Here is a 24,336-nt window from a genome sequence, read left to right on the forward strand (position 1 = left end):
AGCTCCGCTTAACAAAAAAAGCCCTTGAGAGCTTCCAAACACAGCTCCCAAAGTCTTTTTACTACTATAAACGCTAACTACCCCACCAAAACCCGCAGCTGATCATCCACTTTCGCGTGTTTTTTGCTGCGAACGACAGTTAACTCTTTATTTTCTTCAATCACATAATCAGCACTCGGTAAAATCTTCGTTCCACGTTCAAACGCGATCACATCTTCAACCTGTGTTAAGCGGAAATCAATATAGTCTGCACTCACACCTGTAATTTCTGCTGTCGCATAGGCAATCTTCACACTGCCTACAGCTAGATTCATTGGCAGCATCACACCGTCTTTACTCTGCAGCAACAGCTTCCTTCCACCTAACAACGCTACGCCATCTTCATAAACCGTGAATTCTTTATCGAATCCGTCTAGATTCAACAGATGAAGGAAACGCTCACCTTCTGCGTCAACTGTCGATGTCATGAAGATGCCGTGATGCGAACAATCATGCGTTAGTTTCGCACGACTTCCTAATCGTTCAAGCGCTGTTTTAAAGAAAGGCAGATCGCAGCGATAGAAGCTTGCAATCACGATCGCCCGTCCATCCCCCACTTCAGACTCAAAGCCACACACATCATCAGATCCATACACTCTAAAAATCGGAGTCACATCTGGTCCAACTTCAAAGCGCTGAACGAAGCCTGAACGAATCTCGGGCTGAGCTGAAGCCCAGCTGTCTCCATAGATAGAAAGGTAGTTTCCGTGACCATCACGGCTAATTCCTTTATACGACACACCAAGCGCTTCCGCTAACAGCGTACAATTCTTCCCTTCCATATCAAAAAGAGGAACCTCACCGTACAGAAGAATCTTTCCGCCCGTGTTCAAATAGTTTACGAGCTTCTCCTGAATCGCACTGTCCATATAGCGTGCGGACGGTAACGCGAGTACAGGCGTTTTCGTCACATCCAGCGGTTTGTTCTGCACATCAACCGCTGTAAAACGATAACCGTTAAGCAACATCGCACGGCCCATAATCTCCCAAGCGCCAGCACCGCGGTTCGCCTCAATGTTTGAGAGGATCTCACGCATTACTTCGCTCTTCGGATACCGGTATTCGGTCATGTAATAATCCGGGATGAACGCGAACGATACTTCATCTCGTTCTTCGTTCATTCGCGCGAGCTTATCGCTTACCGTCATCACACTTTGGTTCACGCGAGACATGCGCGGAAACGTGTAATTGTAGTCCCCTTCTGGACCGATCGGTGCTGCGAAACCATGGCGTTCACCAGTTGAAGCGATTCGGTCGTTTCCATCGTCAACAAGCGTATCGAGTCTAGCATTTTTTCCGCCAGCAAACAGATAATAGTTGATGAGTCGGTTTCCTTGAGCAAGACACATTCTAAACTTAAAATCCGCAGCTGATGGATCATACCGCTCACCTAGTGTCTCACCAAAGTTCCCGTCACCACAGTTGAACTCGACAGACGTTAACGGCTGATCTTCATTATGAACAGCTTCCATCAGACCGTTGATGATGTAGAGGTCCTGGAAAGTTTTCATGTCAAGATCGCCAAAATAAATATCAGAACCCGAGATATATCCAGGTCCTTGGTTATACGTTTCATACAGCTGACTGATTCCGATCGGATACGTGAACCCACGTCCTCCACCTGTTCCGTGGATGTTTACGACGAACGGAATATCTTTCACGCCGAACTCTTCTGCGTATTCTCTTAAAATCGCGATATATTTGGCGAATCGATAACGCATGTAATAGCCAAGATCTTTTAACAGTTGAGCGGCATACTCTTCTTTCGGAGAGCGGAATGCAGTGTTTCGTTCAGCACTTTCTTCCAACGGAAACGGATAGCGGTCAGAAACGTTATCTCCGTATCGTTCACTCAACCAATTTGATAAATCGTTCAGCACGTTGTCCGTCAGATCTGGTGTGTTGCTCACCCATGACAGCATGCCGATCTCATTATCAAGCTGAAACGCGATGATTTTTCCGCCGTTCGGATAGATGCGCGGCGTAACAATCTCCATCACTTTTTCATAATACTTGCGAACTTCTTGTAAAAATCCTGGTGCGAGATAATCGACAGTCGGTGTCGTTGGTTCGCTCTCGTCCCAGCCGACAGGAATAATCTCAGGATGCTTTTCATACACCCAATAAGGCAGTCCTTCGTTTTTCATCTCGGCCATAATAAATGGTCCAGGACGAACGAAGAAATAAAAGCCGTTTTCTGTACAAAGGTCGATGAAACCGGCAAGGTCTGTTTCAGGACGCGTTTTACCCGTAAAATCAAACTGCCCTTCCACCGGCTCATGCCAAAGCCATGGCACATAAGTGGCCACGGCGTTACAACCTGTTTCTTTTAGTTTATCTAAACGGTCTTGCCAATCGCTTTTATCAAGACGGTAATAATGAATCTCACCGCACGTGATCAGAACGGGCTTACTGTCGATGATGATCTGTTTGTTTTTAATCTCAATCATTTAACAGGACTTCCTTCTGTCTTTTTCCACCCTAACAAGTCAGCACCTTGTTTCACAAACTTGTTTTTCATGAACAGATCCCACACGAGACCTGATTGATAGTTTTCGATCATAAGAAGCGTGATTCCCTTGTCAATTCCGATCACATGGTCTGAATACCAAGCTGGCGTTACGTCCAGGTTATAAGAATCTTGGAAACCATACTCACCCCAAAGCTGAGGATGCTCTTCGTAAAAATACTTCATCGCTGCGATGGACTCTTCTGGTGTGAACACGATTGATCCCGCTGCTCCCGTCGGTGCGATCGTACCTTCTAGTTCAGGTTCACAACCTTCATAATAAGGAGGAGCTCCTGGAACACGGTAGCCGGTCGGACTCGCACAAGCCGTTAAGCCCCAAGCATTCTCGTGATACGTCTTGAACTCACTTGATTTTTCTTTACAAAACGCACGGTTCGCAAGAGATGCTTTTACTGAGTTCTCGTACCAGTTGATTCCGTCTCCGTCGACGATATCTCTAAAATCGATGAACGCATGCGAATATTGGTGAACAAACATCGCGTTTCCTGGCGCGTGAATGTACTCGTAATCTTTGTATGTCCCTTTTCTACGCTCGAAGCCGTCATAAATTCTTGCAGGAACTGGATGTGTTGGAGATGCCACACCAAGCACATACGTCATCATCTGCTCCGCGTACATATCCCAATGGTGGAAACCGCCCGTTTCCGGGTTGTAGCCCATGTAGAACTGGTTCACCGGCTCATCATAATACACGTTCCAGTCAATACGCGCGTAAATTTTCTCGAAAAGCTCCGCGATCTCTCCGCCAAAGTATTCAGCAGAAGTTACGGCACCACATAGGAAGATTCCCGTATCGATGATGGACGCACAGTCGTACCACTCTTCGTTTTTCTTTGCTGTCTGCACGTTTAAGAAATGATAAAAGAAACCGCTCGCGTGCTCCACGTTGTTCAAGAATGTTTCTAGCGTCCCTTTCGTACGCTCGTAGCCTTCTTCTTTCGTGATCCAGCCGCGCTCGATCCCGATGATGATCGCCGTTAATCCGAAACCGTTTGATGCGATACTTGCTACTTTTTTATTCGCTGACTGATCCAGAATCAACCCGTATCCTGGGCTGTTTTTATCCGTGTTTGCTTCTTTCCAAAAGAAATCAAAGCATCCTTTTGCTTCAAGGTCCAATAGTTTCTGTGTATCCATCGTTAGATCTCCTCTCGTTTTACCTTAATTAGAAAAGCGAGACAGCTAGTTACCGTGTGCTGCCCCGTTAGTTTTGGTTTTATAGTGAAGAGAGTACGGTTTTACGGTACGTGTTTTTATATTCGTTACGCGTTCACCGGTAAACGGGTCGGTTTCACCGCTAAATAGGTAGTTTTCACCTGAAAGAAGTCTGTGACCACCTGAAAAACATCACGTTTCACCTGAAAAGTCACTCCCACCACCTGAACCGCCTACAACTAGCTCTTACGCACATGATTTACCTTCTCACAACCACCTGAACCGCCCTCACTTCACATATTACAACCGCTCAGACGCTACAAAACAGACATCCTCGCACAATCTCCTACCTCATACACCACAAAACATCCGAAAATGCTGCTTTTTTACTCCCCAGTAATCCCCGAACGGTCCACACCTTCAACAAACCAGCGCTGCGTGATAAAGTACACGATCAATAGCGGCAGAATCGACAGGACGGTCCCTGCCATCTTGATTCCTTCGTTCAACTGGTTGCCCCCCGACACTCCCATCTCAGCTGGGAACATCTGCTGATACGTCGCGACGAACTTTTGCAGCTGCAGCGGCAATGTTGTTAACGCATCTCCAAAATAGATCGCCGCCAAATACGTTTCGTTCCAATACCAAACGAACGAGAACAAAAATGAGATGATGATCGCAGGCAATGCCATCGGTAATGCGATCGTGAAGAAGATTCGAAAATGTCCTGCCCCGTCAAGCTGAGCTGCTTCTTCCAATGCTTTTGGCACGGCTCTAAAAAACTGATAAAAGATCAGGATGAAGATCGCGCTGTTCAATCCTTGTCCGAACGTTGCCGGAAGCAAAAACGCACTCAAACTGCCAAGAATGTTTAGCTCATTAAAGAAGATGTATCTTGGGATGAGCGTCACCTGCGGCGGGATGATGAACGTTGCGAGCACTAGAACGAACATGATCTTTTTACCGCGAAACTCAAATCGAGCGAGTCCGTATCCCACTACTGCTGCAACAGCAGTTTGCGCCAATGCCGGAAGAACCGTCACGTACAACGTTTCCATCAGTGTTGAGAAAAAGTTCAGAACTTTGTTCGCCTGCTCATAGTTTCCGGTATAAAACTGCGTTGGAATCCAGTTTACGAGCGGGTTCAACAGATCATCCAAACTTTTAAAGCTGTACACACCCATGTAGAGAAGCGGATAGAGATACACAAATCCAATTCCCACCAAGAGTCCGTAGATCAAGAGCTTGTAAAGAAGACCATCTGTCCCCTGCATGCCCAAAAACATGCGTTTCGTTTTTAAGTAATACTTGTTCACTTGCTGTGTTTTGGTTTGCACATTGATCACATCCTCTTAGGTGTATTTTTTCATTCTTTTTACCGTCATCACACCAACCGCAATCGCAAGCGCTGCAGCGATGATCAGGAAGTAGATCCAAGATAGTGCTGAAGCATAGCCATAACCTGTGTCTACTTTAAACATGTTTTTCTGAATATGTTCGATGATTGGATTCAGCGAGAATACCGAATACGTTACGATCGTGTAGATCAAGTTAACGATGATCATCGGCTTTAGACTTGGCAGGGTGATCTTCCAAAAGAACTCCCAGTTGCTCGCACCGTCGATTTTCGCCGCTTCAAAGATCTGCTTGTCCATCTTTTGAAGAGCAGCTAAGAAAATTAAGATCTGTACGCCTGAATACCAAAGGATTACAATCAGGTTTTTTATTAAATACAGTAAGATCCCGTTAAAGAAACCATCCGGATTATCATTTAACGCTTGATAGATCGCGTACTGTTCAATAGAAGGAATGGTCGTGATTCCTTGATCGATCAGCTCTTTGATAACCGGTCCGCTCGCGATGATAACGGGCAGGAAGAAAATCGTACGGAACAATCCGCGGAACTTGATCTTTTGGTTTAACAATAGAGCGATGATCAATGAAAAGACGATGATGATTGGAACCGAGATAACCATCTCTTCTAAATATTTTAGAACGCGGTCAACGAACGTTCCGTCAACTGAAAACGCATATTCATAGTTTCCAAAGCTTACAAAGTTCGTTTTAATGCCATCGGTCGTGATCTTCACTTCCTGAAAGCTTAAAAAGAGCGAGTATAGAAGCGGAAATGCCGTAAAGACGAGAAAGCCGATGATCCATGGTGAAACAAACAGCAATCCTGTAAGATTTCTGTTATTGCCTAGTCGTTTCATCGCTTTCTCCCCCTTCTGTTACCGCAAAATCCTTAGGTTTCACTTCAATGCCATTACTTTTATAAGTCGCGTTCGTATAGTTGACGACAATCACTTTTCCGTTGGAGTATTCTACTTCCACAACACCTGTTTGAGGCACAGTACGGCTGACGATCTCTTCGCCTTCTACTTCACCAAGACTTTTCTTAATCTTTTCGTATTGATACAAAATCTTGTCTTTCCAGATCGAATATTCCGATGTGTAAACGTCACTCGATGCCGTTTTAGCAAGAAGGTGTGACGCTTCCTTCGTTAAAAGATACGATGGATATGCTCCGTACTCGATCATGCGCAGCATCTGATCTTCTGAATCTGACTGAAAGTTCGAGAACGGTGCGTAGTATGGCATGTAGCCTTTTAGCACGATCTGCAGAAACGGCACCGTGTCCGTTTCATACACGTAGTTCGACGCGTTCATCGGAATGTCAAGATACCGATCGGTTTGATTCCAAAGATAGGTGTTCGGCTCATAAAGAGCAACGTTCCCCACTTCTTTATTTAATGTCCCGAACAGCTTTTGATACGTTTTGATCGTCTGGTTTCGCTCACTCGATTTTTTCCCGCTAAAGTCAGAGAACAGCGTGTAACCGCTCGTATCGATCGCTACGTTTGAAATGCCTTGTTCCTTAAATTCCTTTGCATCCTCTTTTGCGATAGCAAGAGATTTTTCTGGTGATAGATAATACATTGTCTTCTTATCTTCACTGTGTGAAATTGTCTCAGAGCTGATTTTCTTAGCTACATCTTTGCTGCCGGAATAGCCGGATGCTCCGTCGTATGCTTTTGTGTAATCGCTATAAAAATAAAGCGGTATGTTATCCTTTTTAAGACTGTCGATCGTGTTCTTCACGTCATCACTGCTTCCGAGCTCACTTTCAAACGGAAACTTCTGAGGCAATGTGCCGGTTAGACCGCCTTTCGACCAGCCTTTATAGACGACAAACAGATCATCGATGTCTTTTTTGAGCTCGGAAGTCATGCTCGGAATGTCTGTGACCTTCGTCATCGGCAGAACAGAGTCCCACAACAGACCTTCCTTTACTTCGCCACCTAGAAATTCAAGTCTTACACCGGTTTGGTCGTCTTTCTTTTCTAGCTGTTTGGTTTCAGAAAGATGATTTTGATACGCTTTGGCCATCCCTACATAATCAGCGTCATCTTCTTGCAGAAACATGTATCTCAGCTTAACACCGAAAGGATTTTTCGTTTTTTGATACACGTTCAGACCTTTCATGTTCTTACTCGTCGGCTGGTAATATTCTTTTCTAAAATGAAATTCAGAAGAGATCCAGTTAAAGTCGGTCGAAACACCTGACGGATACGCTAAAATGTCTCCATGCGTATAGCCTTCTTCGATGACGGCAAGAAATCCGTTCTGTTTCACACCATGAACGGTTCCGAATACGGGCATCTTGATTTGCTCGACCGGTGTTACTTTTTCATCTTCTTCCTTCTTCACTTTCGTTTTCAAAAAGGCTTCATCATCATCATAAATAGATCCTGTAAATGGTGCATCGGCTTTTGTTCCGTTCTTTTCATAACGAATCAATGCACCTGAGCCGTCCGGAATGAACATGTACCCGTTGATGTCACTCTTGTTAACCGCACCTAAAAACGGATAAACACGCATAGAAATGAGCTTCGTGTATTTGTTTTCTTTGATCTCATTCTCAGGAATTGAAACAACAAGATCGTTTTCTTGAAGCTCCACGTTCAGTTCAAATTCTAACTTCGACTGGTTCATGTAAAGAGAGGCCGTGAACCCTTTATCGTTCATCTTCACACGAGGTCTTGAATCGTTCGTCGTGATGCTCTCGGTTTTCACTTTTCCACGACGGTCCATATAATCAACGGTGATCGCTGATTGAGCCATCTGTTCCCACGTTTTGTTCAGTCGGTACTGATCAGGATTATCGAGCCCTGAGTTCCAAACGTATTTCGTTTTCTTGTTTTCTATCTTGATCGCGAGCGTTTCTTCGTTCACATAAAGAGCAAGATTTTCGTTCTCAGCTGCTTTTTCAAAGCCTTGGAATGAATTTTTCTGCTTGATCGTAGCACCATCTGCTTTCTCAGGCTTCGTAAACGATGAAGACGTATACTTCATCACGTTTTGACTCTTCTCTGTTGGTACGGGAGGCTGCTCCGTACTTTTCTTATCATCTTGCGCGGCGAATACAGAGATCGGTACGAGCAAGGTAAGAAGCGCGATACTTATCTTTTTATACACGAAGAACAGCCTCCTTTATGATGGAATAAACAAAATCGTATACTTGATCGATTAACACGAACACGATGAACACAACAAGAAGCATGATCACCATTCCGAACAGCGTGACGAAGATGTTTCGGATCGTGTCTGAGAACGTGTAGTTATGGATCTCTTTTAGCATGATGAAAAGGATGATCAGACACCATGCGTAGATGATGCGGATTGAGAACACATAAACAAATGATTCATTATAAGTCAGCACGTTCGACAATAGGGTCAGGATCGGACTGAACACGAGGAACGGAGCGAGTGAATAGATCGTTCCGATATAGATGTCCTTGAACCTTCCTTCACCATCGTTGATCGTACTAACGAGATAGTTCACCACAATGAACAGTGCGAGCGTTACGAGCAGTAAGAGAAGCTCGCCGACTAAGTTAGCATCGCTGCTCACCGTTTTAAAGATAAATCCGGTATAGAAGCGGCTGTAAATATACTCGACGATTAAGATTACATATAGAATCGTCGCTGATAGGATCGATGCGTATTGTTTTCTTTTCAAATAATAAAAACTGTCGATCGGATGACGGAAGAACTTGAACAAAAAGAGCAGTTCTCCTATCAATTTCTGTTTTTTAATCGCGCCGAGACTTCTGCGCGGCTGATTCAGAATGCCTTTCTTTTTGTCGATCACTTTTACGATATAGTACAAAATTCCGAAGAAGATGAACGCGAACAACACCGTTTCCAGGTTCTCTTGCATCCACGCATGTCGCACTTCCCAGAACGAGTCTGAATAACCGTACACGTCGTTTGCAAACTCGTACTCTTCTAGCGCCTTATCATAGTCTTGTTGTTTGTAGTAAGCAGAGCCCATGGCAGAATGCGCGAGACCGAACAAAGAGTTCATCTCCAGCACTTCTTCCCAGTATTTCTGACTCTCTACATAACGTCCTTCTTTAAAAAGCGCGATTCCTTCATGTACTTGTTTCGAAAAAGCAGTAGATTCAAAGACTTGGATCATGCCGCGTTCTTTGTCTGTAACGTACAGTTTGCCGTCAGAATCAATCGTGATGCCTGTCGGCTGTTTGAACAATCCTAGACGGTTCGTTCCGTCGTCTTTACCGCCGAAGATGAATAGCAAATTTCCAAAGCTGTCATATTCATAGATCTCACCGGTGCTTGATACGACGAACATGTTTCCGTCTTGATCGACCGCGATATCTTGCAGTGACTTCTCATCAGAGATATCACCAAACAGCATGTTCTTTCCGGCAACGTTCAGCTTTTTGATCACTTCGTTCGTCGTTCCTTCTGTCACAGAATAGACGAGACCTTGATCATCAAGCGCGATGTTGTCTGGCGCGGGAGGTGTCTTCATGAACATATTTGCTTTTTTGCTCTCTGATGTGAGAAGCTTCTGCAAAAACGTGCCAAACGATCCTTCTGTACTGTTTACTCCGTAATAGCCGAGAAACCCGCCATCCTTACTAAGCTGAATGATTCCGTTCGTTGACCCTTCACTGATTACATAGATGCTTCCGCGACGGTCAACGGCTACTTTTTGCGGTTTAAAAGAAGAGCTTTTACCAAAAAGCGGTGAATCCGGCTTTCCATATTGCTCTTCGACCTTGCCGTCTTGTGAAAAGCGGAATACCTTCTCTTCTTCATAATCCGCTACAAAGATTTTTTCGTTTTCGTCCACATAGACGCCAGTTGGTGATTTAAGAACACCTTTTCCGATTTCACGTACAAACTTACCGTTTTTGTCGGCGACGAGAATCTTTTTGGCACCAGAATCCGCGATATAAAGGTTTCCTTTTGTATGAGAGAAAATATCTTCCGGGTTCATGATCTCAACGTCTGGCAACAATGTTCCGACCGGTGTGTAGGCCGTCTGTGTTTCGATCGTCTGACCGTCTGCTGATAACGTTTCTGTCTGATAAGGGACAGAAGCAGAAGCGATAGACGAGATCGGAACAAGCAGGAATACCAATAATGCTACAAATTGGGCAATGCGCTTCATTTCTCCCCCCTCCTACTTTCTTACTTGATTCCTGAGTGGGCCATCGTGTTCATCACCTGGCTCTGCAGAATTATAAAGATGATTAGATTTGGTACGAACATGATCAAGGAAGCTGCTGCTGCGAGTCCTTGTCCTGCTACGTTGTTTCCTTCAACCGTTGAAGTTAACGTCGACATGTAGAACGAGAACGTCTTCAGTCCTTCGTCGTTTACATAGAGCGACGAACTCTCAACGCTGTTCCAAACGAGCTGAAACGATAAAATCGCGATCGTAGCGATCGCAGGTTTGACGAGCGGAATGATGATCCGTACGAAAATCTGAAAATCAGATGCTCCATCAAGCCTCGCTGCTTCTAGCAGTTCATCCGGTATCTGGTCGATAAACTGTTTGACGAGAAACAGACCGATCGGCATCGCGAGTAACGGAAGAATATGAACCAGAAACGTGTTGATCAATCCGAGTTCGTCGATCAACAGATACCGTGGGATCATAACGGCTGCCGGTACGAACATGAGCGCTAACGTGTTGATCTCAAAGATCGCTTTTTTCATCTTAAAATTTTTCTTAGATAGCGCGTAGCCTGCCATCGTGCTGATGATGACAGTTAGAACAACAACGATCAGCGTAACGACAACAGAGTTGAACAGAAAGCGTGACATCGGAACACCGGTATCGTTCGTCTTTGTAAAAAGGTCTACAAAGTTCTGCAGTGTCGGGTTATCTACAAAAAAGCGCGGTGGATACGCGAACAGTTCGTCGATCGGTTTGAACGCATGAAAGAATATATAGACGATCGGCAAAGCCATAAAGATAGCCAGTGGGATTAAAAACGCGAGAAACTTCAACTGACTTCTATGAAACTTTGACGGGTTCATTCTTGTCCCTTGAAAGGCTGACATGTTGATCACTCCTTTTTCGCTAGTCTTTCTCTCCAAACAGCCTCCAGGCTACTTTCGAGAACAGATATACAACGATGAGCAGCACGACCGAAATCGCTGCCGCATAACCCATCTCATAACGGATAAAACCATAATCTTCTAAGTGGTTGACCATAAGCTGACCCGCATATTGCGGTGTCGGGTTAGCACCAGAAAGCGCCACCCCGATCGCACCAGCTTGAAACGTTCCAACAACTGCCATGACCGCGCCGAACAACATCTGCGGCTTCATGGACGGAATCGTAATATAGATAATCTCTTGAAAACGGTTGTTGATGCCGTCAATGTATCCTGCTTCATAAATCTCGGTGTTAATGTTCAGAACACCTGATAACATCGCGAGGAATCCAACACCCATAGAGCCCCAAAGCGTTACAAAGATCATGATCTTCATGAGGTATTCAGGCGATTGCAGCCATTGGATCGGCTCTAACAGCACACCCATCGTTAGAAGCAAGCTGTTTAGGTAACCTGTTTCATCTCCAGAGAAGATGATTGTCCAAACAACGGCCATCGCAACACCTGCTGTCATGGATGGCGAGTAGATGATCAACGCAAGTACCGTTCGCATGCGCTTTGGTACTTGAGCGAGCGCCCAAGCGAGTATGAACGATAAGATATACCCGCCAGGGCCCACGATTAGTGCGAACGTTAACGTGTTCGGCAGGATTTTCTGCATGAACACTTCATCCTGTGTGATCAGACCGACATAGTTGCTCAAACCGATGAACGTCGGTGTTTCGATCGCGTTAAAATACGTGAATGACAATAGGATTGCCGCTGCAACAGGTATGATGATAAACGTTGTAAAAAAGATGATATACGGAGCAAGGAACATCCACGGTGAATAATCTCGTTTATTTGGTTTCTTTTTCATTCTCATCGCCTGCCCAACTTTTCACTTGTTCTATCGTAGGAATCGGATACGGCTTGACCATCTTGCCGTCCTTCACATATCCAAACTCTTCCATCTTTCTCTTGATCTCCCGGTCAATCGCAACGACTGAGTCGTCAACTGCTGATCTCGGGTTCACACCATCAAACACGATGCGGTTCCAGATGTTCGAAAGCTCACGTTCGATCATGTACGAACCTGGATTTTTCGGTACTTCGTATAGATACTCCCACTGCTTCAAAATCGTTTTCTTATGCTGCTCTGGCCACGGAAGGTTCTTGAACGCTTCTAGGTTGGACGTGTTCCACATGTACTCTGGTCCGTACAGCATCTGAAGATTGGTCGCGAACTCGGTCTGCGTATCTTCTGACAGCCACCATTTTAAAAGCTCCCACGAATCTTCCTTGCTCTTTGTTCCTTTAAAGATCATCGCAGACTGACCTGAACCTGTAGCCCAGCGTTCCACCGTTCCGTCTTCTTTTTTCACACCTGGATGTGGCGCAATATCCCACCATCCTGCGATCTCTGGAGCGGCTGCTGTTAGCTGTGTGTATGTCGTAAAGTTAGCAGTCCCGATCGGAAGTGTTGAATATCGGAAATGGTTATAAAAGTTTGGCACTTGTAACGGCATGCTGTAGATCGTGTTCAGCTCTGCCATGAACTGTATGCCTTTTAACGATTCTTCTGTTCCAATCGCCGTCTTCATGCCATCTTTTCCGTATAGATCTCCATCAAACTGATACACGAACGGAGCAGTTGCTTGGAACGGCTTAAAGCCTGTTGCACCCGCAATGTGTGTATAATAGTTCATCCCAAAACGCTGAAGCTCTGGCAAGATGCTCTTCACGTCATCCCATGTATCCGGGACCGGAAGACCGAGTGCTTGCATAATATCTTTTCGGTAAAACTGCACAAAGAAATCTTGCGTCTCTGGCATCGCATAAACCGAATCACCGATCATAAGCGGTAGAAAGGCTCCTGGTGAGAACTGCTTGCTGAACTTTTCAAAGTCATCGAACTGGTGCAGATCAACGGCTGCACCACGAATGGATAACTCGTAAGGCAACCATGAAGAGATACCAAGTGCAATGTCTGGCTGTTTGTTCGACGCACTCGCGAGAATCAGCTTTTGCTCTTCTGGCATGATCGAGAATTTTACTTTGATTCCTGTTTCTGGCGTAAAGTTTTGATCAGATAGATTTTGTAGAAGCTCAACATATTGACGAGGTCGGTTCACCCAAACCTCTAACGTATCTTCTTCCGCTTCACTCGCTGAATAATTTTCAGAGAAGAACGATAAGAAGAAGCGTTGAATCGAGTCGATTAGTTTTTCCCAAAAACCAGCTTCTGCATCTGGGACATCTTTTTCATCACCATGCACGTAGAAGCGATCGACCGTTAACGGCTGTTCTGGCAACGTTACGAGCATGTTTCCGAGCAATTGCGCAGCTGAAGACGATCCTTCTGACAGCTCAGTTAGTCGGCTTGGAATCTGGTCCGGCTTTTTGCTGAGTGCTCTTAGCTTTTGTACGGCCATCTCAAGGGAAACCATATCTTTTGAATCTTCTTTTGAGTTATCGAGTTTTCTGAGGTACTTCAGTTCTTGCTCTAGCTCATCCGCCCAGCCAGCAAGCTTTTTATCGATTCCGGGAATATACTCGCTGATCTTCCAGCCACGAGACGTATCTGTCTGATTTCCCGTAAGCTTTCGAATCTTAAGCGTGAGCTCTTCCATTTCGCGCATCACTTTATTTGTCGTATGAAGAACGGGCTCAACAGGAGCGGCATCAGCTTCTAGACCAATCTGATGCTTTCCTTTTGATAGATAAAACAGATATGCTTTTCCATCTTTGTCTTTCAACGTGACGTTATCCCAGTTTTTATTGAACGGGAATGTAACGGGTGAAGCTTCTTGAAACGGAACTTTTCCGTCGATCAACAGTTTTCGGAAAACCGGACCACCCGTCTCTTTGTTCTGCAGTACTTTAAACGTTAGCTTGTAAAAGCCATCTTTCTTCACATTGACGTTCCAATTCACCGTCTGTCCGGAGTCTTTCCACGATTCAGAACCTAGCGTGTTTAAGAGGAGGTTCTTTGGAGAGCTCGGTACCGCTGATGAATCATCTGCTGCAAAAGGACGTATGTACGAGCTGTTCTTCTCGTAGTCCTTCTCCGCTTCACGTGTGATCAGCGTGTCGGCCAATTTTGCGCCTTCATGCTTTTTTACGTAATCTTTATAACTTGGTAGTTTGCTAGGTGATTTGACGTACGCTTTTCCTAACAGCATCTCGCCTGATAGGTTCGTAAGCTGGATCGTATTCCTTCCTTTTTTCAGTTCGTAACGAAGTGGCTCAGATTGAAGCTGACTCGCATCTTCTGCTGTTAACGTGTTCCAACGCTCGATCCGCTTCTGCTTCGGAATCATGTCGTTGTCGAACCGATCTTTCTCGAAGGTATTTTTCTCGTTTTTCCAGTCGGCCGGAAACACGATTCTTCGGCTTTCATAAAAAGGATAGTTGCCGTTCACCTGAATGGCGCCCTCTATTGGAACAACCTCGTTGCTCAATGGATAATAATCAAACGCTAGCTCATATAGTCCTGCTTCCTCCACATTCACTTCATAAGAAACGGACTCTCGGTTATGCCAATAGAAAACACGATCGTTATAGCCCTTACTCTCTGATTCTGACAAAAGGTTCTTTTTGTCTTTGATCTTAAAATCAGAAGGAGAGACAGACGCTTCAAAATCTGAAGCGTCATCTGTCCCTTTCTTCTCCCAACTGTTAAGGACGGTATGATAGTTTTCCTCCACGACTTGTTCGGCAGGCTTAGTATCCTTACTGTTGCCTTCAGCAGATGCATATGGTTGTGGAATAATGAGACACAGCGCTAAACCTAACCAAAGAAATCTTTTAAACTTCATACTATCAACCTCCCCTTAAACTTCAGGCTTTCTATTTATCTTTTAAAGCCTCACTTGCTTCTTTGCTCTTTTGGTCTGCTAATTGATCAAGCTGTTTTGCGTAGTCTTCGATCTTCAGGTTTCCTTTAATCACGTTATCTAAAAGTACTGTTACTTTCGCGTTCGCTTCTTCTCCAACCTTCACGCCTGTTGGTGCTTCCCAACGTGCATCAACATAGCCAGGTACGGTTTTAACCGGCTCAACGATTGCGTTGTCTAAATTGTCATAAGCTGTCTTGATTCCAGGCACTTCGTTGATCGCAAAGTACTCTTCTAAAATTTCAGGATCTGCGTTAACTGGTAGTGTGTTTAGTGCTTTTCCTTCTTTTTCAGCGATTTCCATACGCTTCATGAAACCTTCTTTACCGAAAGACATCCACTTAGAGAAAAGGAATGCTTCTTCAGCGTGTTTACTTGTTTTAGAGATTCCAACAAAGTCGTTCGTTACACCCGTTCTTCCACCCGGAAGACCGATGAAGTCAAAGTCAAACGTTTCTTTTTCAACAAGTGCAGGTACTCCCCAAGTGCCGTCCCATTTCACAGCAACTTGTCCATTCATCCATACTTCTTCTGGGTTCTCGCCTTTAAAGTTAGCTTTCAAGTCATCTGGAAGTGACTCGTACGCGTAGTTGTTTGTTGTAATTTCTTTTGCAAGGTTAGCTCCTGCGATGAATTCTTTTGAGTCAAGTGAATATTGTCCGTCTTTAACCGTATACCAGCCCATGTCTGGATTTGCCGCAGCCGGATACCAGTCTGCTACTGAGAACGCGTGGTTCGTTCCAGCTACACCTTTGTTGATGTTCGTTACTTCTTTAATGGATTTTGTGTACTCTTCAATTGAAAAACCAAACTCAGGATAATCCAGGTTCGCTTCATTAAAAAGATCTTTGTTTACTAAGTAGCCTAAGAAATGCTGTGCGAATGGAACCGCATACACTTTATCGTTGTATGTTGCTGATTCACGTACCGCTTCAGGAATGTTAGCAAAATCTTTATCTTTTTCCGTCATTTTCGTGATGTCCATCAACCAATCGTTTGATAGTGACGATGGAATCTGTGGAAGAGCAAAAACGTCTGGCATTTTACCCGCACTTGCTGCAGCAGCGAGTGTTCCGTTCCAGTCTGTTGATGTAATCGACTCGTCGATTTTAACTTTGATGTTCGGATACTTTTTCTCGAACGCTTTGATCATGAGGCGCTCGAGGTTTTGTTCTTTTTCAGTACCAAGTGACCAGCTAGCATACGAAATGGTTACGTTTTCTTTTTTGTCGTCAGAGCTTGCTTTGTCATCTGAGCTACAAGCTGCTACTGAAAATAGCAATGCGATGATCATGAAAAGTGATAATACTTTCTTCATTACCTATCAACTCCTAATTAATTTTTGGGGGCTAATGCTACGTTGCTCCTGTAAGTGTTGATTTCCGTTTCGGGTGCTTCGCTTTCCGCGGGGCAGGCGGTGAGCCCCCAGGAGTCTCGCACCCTCCACTTCAATCAACTTATTCAGGGATGGTAAAAGTCAAAAATGCTTCAGTCGCAACAGGTAGAAATAGCCTTACTTATGGTTGAATAGCGTTTGCGAACGCTGGTTGAAACCGGATGGATGCTGTGTCTTCTGTTGTTTGTATGAGCACTTTGAATGTATGCTCTTGGACTTCCTCTATTGAAACCTCTTTGGTGTCTACAGGTTTCCATGAAGAGGAACGGAAGACGAATTCTTCTTCTTTTTGAATCATTTTTATAGTGAGTGAAATCTCGTCTTGTTGCTGTAAGGTTTCGTAGATTTCACCCGTTCCGTATTCGATGAACAAGTCTTCATGTAACGGTACGTTGACTGGTAGCATGAGCCCGCTTCGCATTGGAATCGAGATTTCTTTTCCACCGAAAAGGGTTGTTCCGTCGTACGTGATTATCGTCGTCTTCTTAAATTCATCAAAATTTTGAAGAAAGAAGAAGTCTCCTTTTTCTGGTGAAGATCTAACGGTAATATCAAGCTCTTCTTCTAATGTGAAACGACTCTCGATCCCTGCTCGTTTGGCAAGCTTCACGATGATGTCGTTTTGATAATGAAAACCGTGATCCATTCCAATACCAAACATATAGAGTTGACCTTTTCCAAGCTGTTTTTCAAACGCGATCACTTGATCCGGCTTGCCCTCAATATGCGCGAATGCGCCATCTGTTGTTTCATAAATCTCAGCCCGGTCGATCAACACGTTGTCCGCCTGATCAATCTGACCAAACACGCGGTGCTTTGTTTCTTTTACCGTTACGTTGATGTAATCTTTCAAAATCGTGCACGGTACGTTTTTCATCGTTTTTGTCGGAATCGTCGGAAACAGGATCAGCTTTCCGCCGTTCTCTAGATACGTGACGAGTTTTTGCTGAATGTTTTCATCCATCCACTCTGTGGTAAACATCCAAAGAGAAGGGATAACGCTCGGATTAATATCGTCATCATCCTGCACGTTGATCGCATCATAGATGATGTTGTTCACGCGAAGTGCCTTCGCGATTCCGTTCGCCATAAAGGTCTCACGGTCACGCTGAATTTGGTCGACCATGTTTTTTGTATGCTCGTCATGAAACTCCGTCATATAATAATCCGGATAAAAACCGAGATGCGTATCAACGACTGGCTTCGTTTGCAGAAGGGAGCTCTCAAATGTCTGAAGCATCTTTCCGATATGCTGAATCACAGGATAGTGTGGATTTTTCTGTCCAGACTTTGTGAGCGGCGCTTGCCAATCGTGACGTCTGCCGAACAAGCCAATGTTTTCATAGTTCTCGCCCGCACCAAACATGTAATAGTTCACACCGTTCATCCCGTCCGCGATACATAACCGCGTCGTCAGATCAAACGTTGTCGGTTGGAGCTTCGGTTTGTCATGAATGCTTCCACCTTGAAACTCAGCTGAGAAAAGCGGCTGCTCCCTCCATTGGATCGCTTTTGTAAAGGCGTTCGCTAAAACGATATCAACGTAGCTGTCATACTCGATGTTGCCGATATAATAATCACCAGCCATGAGTGTGTTCTCGATCTTGGCGGTCTCGAGCAGCTGCGAAATGCCGATTGGATACATCGTACCGCGCTTTAAGATATCGATTCCATGAAAGCCATGAATGTTCACCACGAACGGAACGTCGATGCCTTTTTCCTCTGCTGACTGTTTAAGATGCTCGATGAAACGCTTGTAATGTTGACGTAAAAAGAGTCCAAATTCGTTTCTTAGCGCATGAGCGTAGATCGCTTCAGGCTTTTTTGTCATGTTTTCCGCGAATGACTTGATCTCACCAAACGGAATGCGGAATGTTTCTTGAAACGATTGCTCCGTATAGTTGGTTCTCAGATGTTGTTCAAACTCTTGCAGTGTGGAAGTGTTGAAATCCGGCTGGTTCGTCACCCAGTGGAACATTCCCACTTCGTTATCAAGCTGAAAAAGGATAACTGGACCACCATTTGTGACGAGAAACGGCTTAATAACGGCACAAACCTTTTCATACCAAAGCTCTGTTTTTTCTAAAAAGGTTGGGTGACTGTAACTCACGACTCGTGTTGGATGAATCTCGCCAACATTCGTTTTCGCTACCGCCTCCGGGTAGTTATCAATGAACCACGTTGGAACCCCATGATCCACGATCTCTGCCATTACATATGGCCCCGGACGGACTAGACAGTACATCCCTTCTTCTTTTACGAGCTGCAGAAACGTATGTAGATCACGTTCTGGACGAGATGTTCCGGTAAGATCCGTAACACCTTCCTCATACTCGTGAAAAATCCATGGTACGTACGTGCTGATCATGTTCGCTCCCGCTTCTTTCACTTGCTGTATGCGCTCGCGCCAGTCTTGCTTCGGGATTCGAAAGTAGTGAAGCTCTCCTCCAAACAAGAAGACCTCCTGACCATCCACGATCACTTTCTCATCTTTTATTGCAATGTTCTTCATAAATCACCTCTTCATCCGGAGAAAACCGGGGTACTGGAGTAAAAATAGACAAAATCATGTGAGTGGAGCGTTTGGGTATAACGTTTCGAAACGTTTCGATATTATGCAAAAAAATAGGATTTCCGGTAAATATAAACGTTTGAATTATTGTCTTATACCTAAAATCCTCATTTTACCAATAGAAACGTTTCACTTTTCAATATTATAAATCAACTTGAAAACGGTTACAATATAATTTTCTAAAAATTGTGACGTGGGGGTTGTGATGTTCTCTAATTAATCAGTAACTTCAGAGTTTTGCGCTGGCGAATTTTACATTTATTAATTGAAGGTTTGTTTTCCTAATCTTTATGTAGTCTACATACCTTGTGCTATTCTAGAATTATCTATATATTCCATCATCAAGGAAGGTTTAGGTTCTTTATGACTGACAAATTAATCAGTATACTTCTAACCATTTTATTCATTTCTCTTTTATCACTAATTTTTGTAGGAATTGACATCCCATTTCCAACAACTATAATCATGCTTCTTTTACTAACCAACGCCATCACTGCGTTCTTTTCTATTTTTGTACAACGTGCCATTATTGAACGCTATAACAATAGTTTTGTTACAAACAAAAATGATGTTCTCTCATTAATATACAAATACACTACACTTGCTTTTTACGGTCTGAACCACGCTGTTCAATCCGTACTTAGCCTAATACCATGGATCATCAACAAATTTCTGGCTCTCCTTTTCTTTTTTGTGCTGCTTATTAACTGGTGGATCCTACTAATTATGTATAATGAATAAAATTAAGGTACAAGAAGTCCCAAGGAGAATTGCCAATGAAAAGAACATTTTCATTTAAACGAGGATTTATATTTTTCTGGTTAGCCAACATAATCTTGCTAGCGATGATTGGAATATTACTAATCAACAAAGAGAGCTGGGCTGACGATGCTCAAAAATACTTCACTCTGTTCATTACGTTATCAGAAGCAATGATTCTCTTATTATCGTTAGCCAGCTGTTTACCCCAAAAAAAGTAAATAGGTATAGCAAAAGACAAGCTGACTGTTTTCCCAGAGTTAGCTTGTCTTTTTAATAGCATCCGCTTGCCTAGCTAGTGCTAATGCCCACACAACCCTGCATTGTCTCCCAAATCAGGCGGAACAATATACTTTTCAATTGGGTCTAGTACATTTTCGTATTAAATGTAGCGGTTTAACAGTTGGAGCACGGCGTTTCGTATAATCGGAAATAAGTGTTCTTGTTTTATCACACCACCGCTGATCACAATCCGCTTAGGAAAATCCTTCTCATTCTAAACGTTTGTTTAAAGATAAACCACCTGATACTATAAAAATCAGACTAGAAATTATTACTATCGGGAATCTAAGAATGTAGGTTTGATTTTGTTACATATTCCGATATACTAGACCTTTATAAATATACAAATATTCTGATTAATTTTACATAAAAAGACAGGAGATCTGACGATGAAATTTACCATTGAGCCATTAGGCGATAACAGCATGATCATTGAACTCGGACAAGATATGAGCCATGAGATCCAGCAAAAAGTCAAAAAAGTCTCCTCTTTCTTTGAAGAGCATAGGTTTGACTGGGTGATTGAGACCGTACCTGGTTTTACGACTGTTGCTGTTTTTTATGATCCTTTGAAGATCGATACAACGACTCTTCCATATGAAGAAGTATGCAAATTTTTGGAACCGCTTTTAGATGAGTTAGAAGTTGACGATGACGCTGAACCTCGTGTGGTAGAGATTCCCGTCTGTTATGGCGGTGAATTTGGTCCAGACCTAGAGGAAGTAGCGAATCACAACGGACTCACGGTTGACGAAGTGATCGATATCCATTCGAATGGTGAATACACCGTTTATATGATCGGGTTCGCACCTGGGTTTCCGTATATTGGTGGCATGAGTGAAAAAATCGCAGCACCGAGAAGAAGTAATCCGAGACTTAAGATTCCAGCTGGTTCAGTAGGGATTGCTGGCAAACAAACAGGCGTGTATCCCATCGAAACGCCAGGTGGGTGGCAGCTGATCGGCAAAACACCGGAAAAGCTTTTCACTCCAGAAGGTGATACACCTTCCCTACTGCAAGCTGGTGACCAGATCAAGTTTGTTCCGATTTCAGAAGAAGAGTTTCAAAAGATAAAGGAGGACACGAAATGATTAAGATTACAAAGCCTGGCCTCCTGACGAGTGTTCAAGATCTGGGCCGTTACGGATTTCAAAAATATGGTGTGATCACGAGTGGTGTCATGGACACAACCGCACATCGGATAGCAAATTCTTTAGTTGGAAATGATGAGAATGAAGCGACATTAGAACTTACGCTACTTGGACCTGATATGGAGTTTCAAGAAGACACACTGATCTCGATCTGCGGAGGCAACTTGTCTCCTTCTATCGACGGGAAACCTGTGAAGTTGTGGCGATCGGTGTTGGTGTCTGCTGGCAGCAAGCTGAAATTCGGCGGCTGTAAAACGGGATGCCGCGCTTATCTCGCTGTAGCGGGCGGTTTTGGTGTCCCAGAAGTAATGAACAGTAAATCTACATACTTACGAGCTGGAATCGGCGGACATAACGGAAAAGCCCTGCAGAATGACGATGAGCTATCAATGGGTGAACCGAGTGAACTTTCCCGCAGCATTTACAAGATTTTAGCTGCAGAGCTTCATGAAAACAAGTTCGCTGAGATGCAGTGGACGATCTCTTCTGATTTTATCGCGTCTTCTGCTTCTAAACCGCAAGTCCGAGTTATGAAAGGCAGACAGTACGACTGGTTCACAACAGAAAGCCAGATGAAGTTGTTTACCGAACACTTTGAAGTCACATCACAGTCTGACCGTATGGGTTACCGTTTAAAAGGGCCAGAACTTATACTACAGGAAAAGCAAGAGATGCTCTCTGAAGCTGTAAGCTTTGGGACGATTCAAGTTCCTTCAGAAGGAAATCCGATCGTACTGCTCGCCGACCGGCAAACTACTGGCGGATATCCGAAGATTGGGCAGATCGCAACGGTTGATCTTTCAATCATGGCGCAGCTTAAGCCTGGTGACAAAGTGCAGTTTGTGGAAGTCTCACACGAAGTGGCACAACAACTCTATTTAGATCGCGAAAAGAAAATACATCAGTTGAAACAAGGAATCGCACTTAAAATACGACAAGAGTCGAAGTAATTCAGGAGGCATGTTATGAAAAAAGAGTCAAAAGCAAGTATTCTGCTAGGAGCCGCGTTTTTGATGGCAACATCCGCCATCGGACCAGGTTTTTTAATTCAAACGACACATTTCACATCCATTCTTGCGGCAAGTTTTGGTTTTGTCATTTTAACATCTATTATTATTGATATTGGAGCACAGATGAACGTATGGCGCATTATTGCCGTTTCTGAAAAGCGTGCGCAAGATATCGCAAACGCTGTTTTTCCGGGCCTAGGTGTTTTCCTAGCTATCTTAATCGTAATCGGAGGTCTTGCGTTTAATATCGGAAACGTTGCGGGAGCTGGTCTTGGTTTAAATGTTTTGTTCGGTATTTCCGATCAGACAGGAGCTATTTTAAGTGGTGTTATCGCTATTTTAATATTCGTTGTTCGTGAAGCAGGAAAAGCAATGGACCGTTTCACTCAAGTGGCAGGTTTCGTTATGATCGCACTAACTCTTTACGTGATGTTCACTGCTCAGCCTCCAGTTGGAGAAGCCGTTGTAAAAACATTTGTACCTGACAAGATTGATATCCTTGCCATTGTTACGCTAGTCGGTGGAACAGTCGGCGGATACATCACGTTTGCTGGTGCTCACCGTTTACTCGATGCTGGAATTAAAGGAAAAGAAAGCTTAGGCGAAGTAACACGCAGCTCAGTTTCCGCGATTGGTATTGCATCTATCATGCGTATCTTCTTATTCTTGGCTTCTCTTGGGATCGTCGCACAAGGATTGGCGATTGACCCAGCAAACCCGCCAGCTTCTGTTTTTAAATTAGCTGCAGGAAACGTTGGATATAAAATGTTTGGTATTGTTTTGTGGGCAGCGGCCATCACATCTGTAGTTGGTGCGGCTTATACATCGGTTTCATTTATCCGCACGTTGAATCCTTTGTTTGAAAAATACAGCAAATGGCTCACGATCGGATTCATCTCCGTATCTACGATTGTCTTTGCGTTAGTAGGAAAGCCTGTTGCCATATTGATTTTAGTTGGTGCATTGAACGGTCTAATCTTACCGATTTCTTTAGGTGTTATTCTAATCGCAGCTTACAAGCCAAAAATCGTCGGAGATTACAAACACCCGATGTGGATGACGTTGTTCGGTGTTGTAATCGTCCTTGTTATGGCTGCTATGAGTGTGTATACGATGTATACAGAAATTCCGAAGCTGTTCGCTTAATACTTTTTAAAAAGGGGAGCTTGTTTTGAACGCACTGGATCGTATTAGCCCCGCTGAAGCCCGTGATTTGATACGGCGCGGTGAGTGGAGAAAGCCAACAAGCGGACTCGCAAATGGTTATACACAAGGAAATCTTGTCGTGTTGCCGAAAGATCTGGCATTTGAGTTTCTGTTGTTCTGTCAGCGAAACCCAAAGCCTTGTCCGGTGCTTGATGTTACGGAGCCTGGTTCCGCCGTTCCCGCGTTAGTTGCGCCGAACGCTGACTTAAGAGTGGACATTCCGAAGTATAACGTCTATCGTCACGGCGAACTCGTTGAAGAGTGTACGGATATCAAAAAGCTTTGGAACGAAGATATGGTCGGCTTCCTTCTCGGGTGCAGCTTTACGTTTGAGCACGCCTTGATGAATAACGGCATCCCTGTTCGTCACATCGAGCGTGAATGCAATGTTCCGATGTTTAAAACAAACATGGATTGTGTGAAAGCTGGACGATTTGAAGGTCCCATGGTGGTGAGTATGCGTCCCGTTCCTGAAAAAGATGTGGTTCGAGCTGTGCAAGTGACGAGCCGCTTCCCTTCTGTTCATGGTGCACCTGTTCATATCGGAAATCCCGAAGCCATCGGGATTCAGGATCTGTATCAGCCCGATTTTGGTGACCCTGTTCAGATTCATGATGGTGAGGTTCCTGTGTTTTGGGCATGTGGGGTAACGCCTCAAGCTGTTGCGATGCATGTGAAGCCTGAGATCATGATCACACACGCGCCAGGACACATGTTCATTACCGATGTTCGTGATGAAAAGTATGGGGTTTTGTAGGCAAAATTGTTAAATGAGAAGAGAATCTACTTTTGTAGGTTCTTTTTTTGTGTTTAAGAAGTTGTAAAAAGTGCTATGCATGTGTCGAAATGTGTGCAACGAGTTAATAATTGTGCGTGAAAAGTGAAAAAGTGTGCGAACGTGTAACAAATATAAAA

The 24,336-nt window shown here is 44.1% G+C and carries 17 protein-coding genes; 6 read left to right on the forward strand and 11 right to left on the reverse strand.

Features of this window, described 5'->3' with window-relative positions; all coding sequences use genetic code 11:
* Window positions 1-77: 77 nt before the first annotated feature.
* The 11 genes from I5J82_RS14710 to I5J82_RS14760 form a co-directional block, all read right to left on the reverse strand.
* Window positions 78-2,489, reverse strand: coding sequence for a beta-galactosidase (locus tag I5J82_RS14710; protein ID WP_198768471.1), 2,412 nt, complete (start codon window positions 2,487-2,489; stop codon window positions 78-80).
* The gene (locus I5J82_RS14715) at window positions 2,486-3,706 is read right to left on the reverse strand and encodes a glucoamylase family protein (RefSeq protein WP_198768472.1); all 1,221 of its coding nucleotides are present in this window, start codon (window positions 3,704-3,706) and stop codon (window positions 2,486-2,488) included. The genes I5J82_RS14710 and I5J82_RS14715 overlap by 4 nt, the downstream gene beginning before the upstream one ends.
* A 404-nt stretch (window positions 3,707-4,110) precedes the next feature.
* Window positions 4,111-5,061 carry a carbohydrate ABC transporter permease gene (locus I5J82_RS14720; RefSeq protein WP_260858293.1) on the reverse strand — a complete coding sequence of 317 codons (951 nt, stop codon included), beginning with the start codon at window positions 5,059-5,061 and terminating at the stop codon, window positions 4,111-4,113.
* A 15-nt stretch (window positions 5,062-5,076) separates the two neighbouring features.
* Window positions 5,077-5,937, reverse strand: a complete 861-nt coding sequence (locus I5J82_RS14725) for a carbohydrate ABC transporter permease (protein WP_198768473.1) — start codon at window positions 5,935-5,937, stop codon at window positions 5,077-5,079.
* Window positions 5,918-8,203 (reverse strand): DUF5696 domain-containing protein, encoded by a 2,286-nt coding sequence (locus I5J82_RS14730; protein WP_198768474.1) that lies wholly within the window; start codon window positions 8,201-8,203, stop codon window positions 5,918-5,920. Before I5J82_RS14730 ends, I5J82_RS14725 begins: the two co-directional genes overlap by 20 nt.
* Entirely contained in the window at window positions 8,196-10,211 is a 2,016-nt protein-coding gene (locus I5J82_RS14735) for a YIP1 family protein (RefSeq protein ID WP_198768475.1), read from the reverse strand. The genes I5J82_RS14730 and I5J82_RS14735 overlap by 8 nt, the downstream gene beginning before the upstream one ends.
* A 20-nt stretch (window positions 10,212-10,231) precedes the next feature.
* Window positions 10,232-11,110, reverse strand: a complete 879-nt coding sequence (locus I5J82_RS14740) for a carbohydrate ABC transporter permease (protein WP_198768476.1) — start codon at window positions 11,108-11,110, stop codon at window positions 10,232-10,234.
* Between the two features lie 19 nt (window positions 11,111-11,129).
* A complete protein-coding gene (locus I5J82_RS14745; protein ID WP_082861496.1) occupies window positions 11,130-12,026 on the reverse strand; it encodes a carbohydrate ABC transporter permease in 897 nt (298 codons plus the stop codon).
* Window positions 12,007-14,967: an extracellular solute-binding protein gene (locus I5J82_RS14750; RefSeq protein ID WP_198768477.1), complete on the reverse strand. Its 2,961-nt coding sequence runs from the start codon at window positions 14,965-14,967 to the stop codon at window positions 12,007-12,009. Before I5J82_RS14750 ends, I5J82_RS14745 begins: the two co-directional genes overlap by 20 nt.
* Window positions 14,968-14,998: 31 nt before the next feature.
* Window positions 14,999-16,363, reverse strand: a complete 1,365-nt coding sequence (locus I5J82_RS14755; protein WP_198768478.1) for an ABC transporter substrate-binding protein — start codon at window positions 16,361-16,363, stop codon at window positions 14,999-15,001.
* A gap of 199 nt (window positions 16,364-16,562) precedes the next feature.
* Window positions 16,563-18,953: a beta-galactosidase gene (locus I5J82_RS14760; RefSeq protein ID WP_198768479.1), complete on the reverse strand. Its 2,391-nt coding sequence runs from the start codon at window positions 18,951-18,953 to the stop codon at window positions 16,563-16,565.
* A 423-nt stretch (window positions 18,954-19,376) separates the two neighbouring features.
* Between I5J82_RS14760 and I5J82_RS14765 the strand changes: the two genes are divergently transcribed.
* The 6 genes from I5J82_RS14765 (at window position 19,377) to I5J82_RS14790 (ending at window position 24,178) form a co-directional block, all read left to right on the forward strand.
* Entirely contained in the window at window positions 19,377-19,754 is a 378-nt protein-coding gene (locus I5J82_RS14765) for a hypothetical protein (protein WP_198768480.1), read from the forward strand.
* Between the two features lie 35 nt (window positions 19,755-19,789).
* Entirely contained in the window at window positions 19,790-19,993 is a 204-nt protein-coding gene (locus I5J82_RS14770; RefSeq protein WP_198768481.1) for a hypothetical protein, read from the forward strand.
* Window positions 19,994-20,443: 450 nt separating this feature from the next.
* Entirely contained in the window at window positions 20,444-21,145 is a 702-nt protein-coding gene (gene pxpB, locus I5J82_RS14775; RefSeq protein ID WP_269819576.1) for a 5-oxoprolinase subunit PxpB, read from the forward strand.
* A complete protein-coding gene (locus I5J82_RS14780; protein WP_198768482.1) occupies window positions 21,142-22,155 on the forward strand; it encodes a 5-oxoprolinase subunit C family protein in 1,014 nt (337 codons plus the stop codon). The genes pxpB and I5J82_RS14780 overlap by 4 nt, the downstream gene beginning before the upstream one ends.
* Window positions 22,156-22,170: 15 nt before the next feature.
* Window positions 22,171-23,361: an NRAMP family divalent metal transporter gene (locus I5J82_RS14785; RefSeq protein ID WP_198768483.1), complete on the forward strand. Its 1,191-nt coding sequence runs from the start codon at window positions 22,171-22,173 to the stop codon at window positions 23,359-23,361.
* A gap of 25 nt (window positions 23,362-23,386) precedes the next feature.
* Window positions 23,387-24,178, forward strand: a complete 792-nt coding sequence (locus I5J82_RS14790) for a putative hydro-lyase (protein ID WP_198768484.1) — start codon at window positions 23,387-23,389, stop codon at window positions 24,176-24,178.
* The last annotated feature ends 158 nt before the right edge of the window (window positions 24,179-24,336 follow it).

This window comes from Fictibacillus halophilus (assembly GCF_016401385.1).
GTDB classification, from domain to species: domain Bacteria; phylum Bacillota; class Bacilli; order Bacillales; family Fictibacillaceae; genus Fictibacillus; species Fictibacillus halophilus.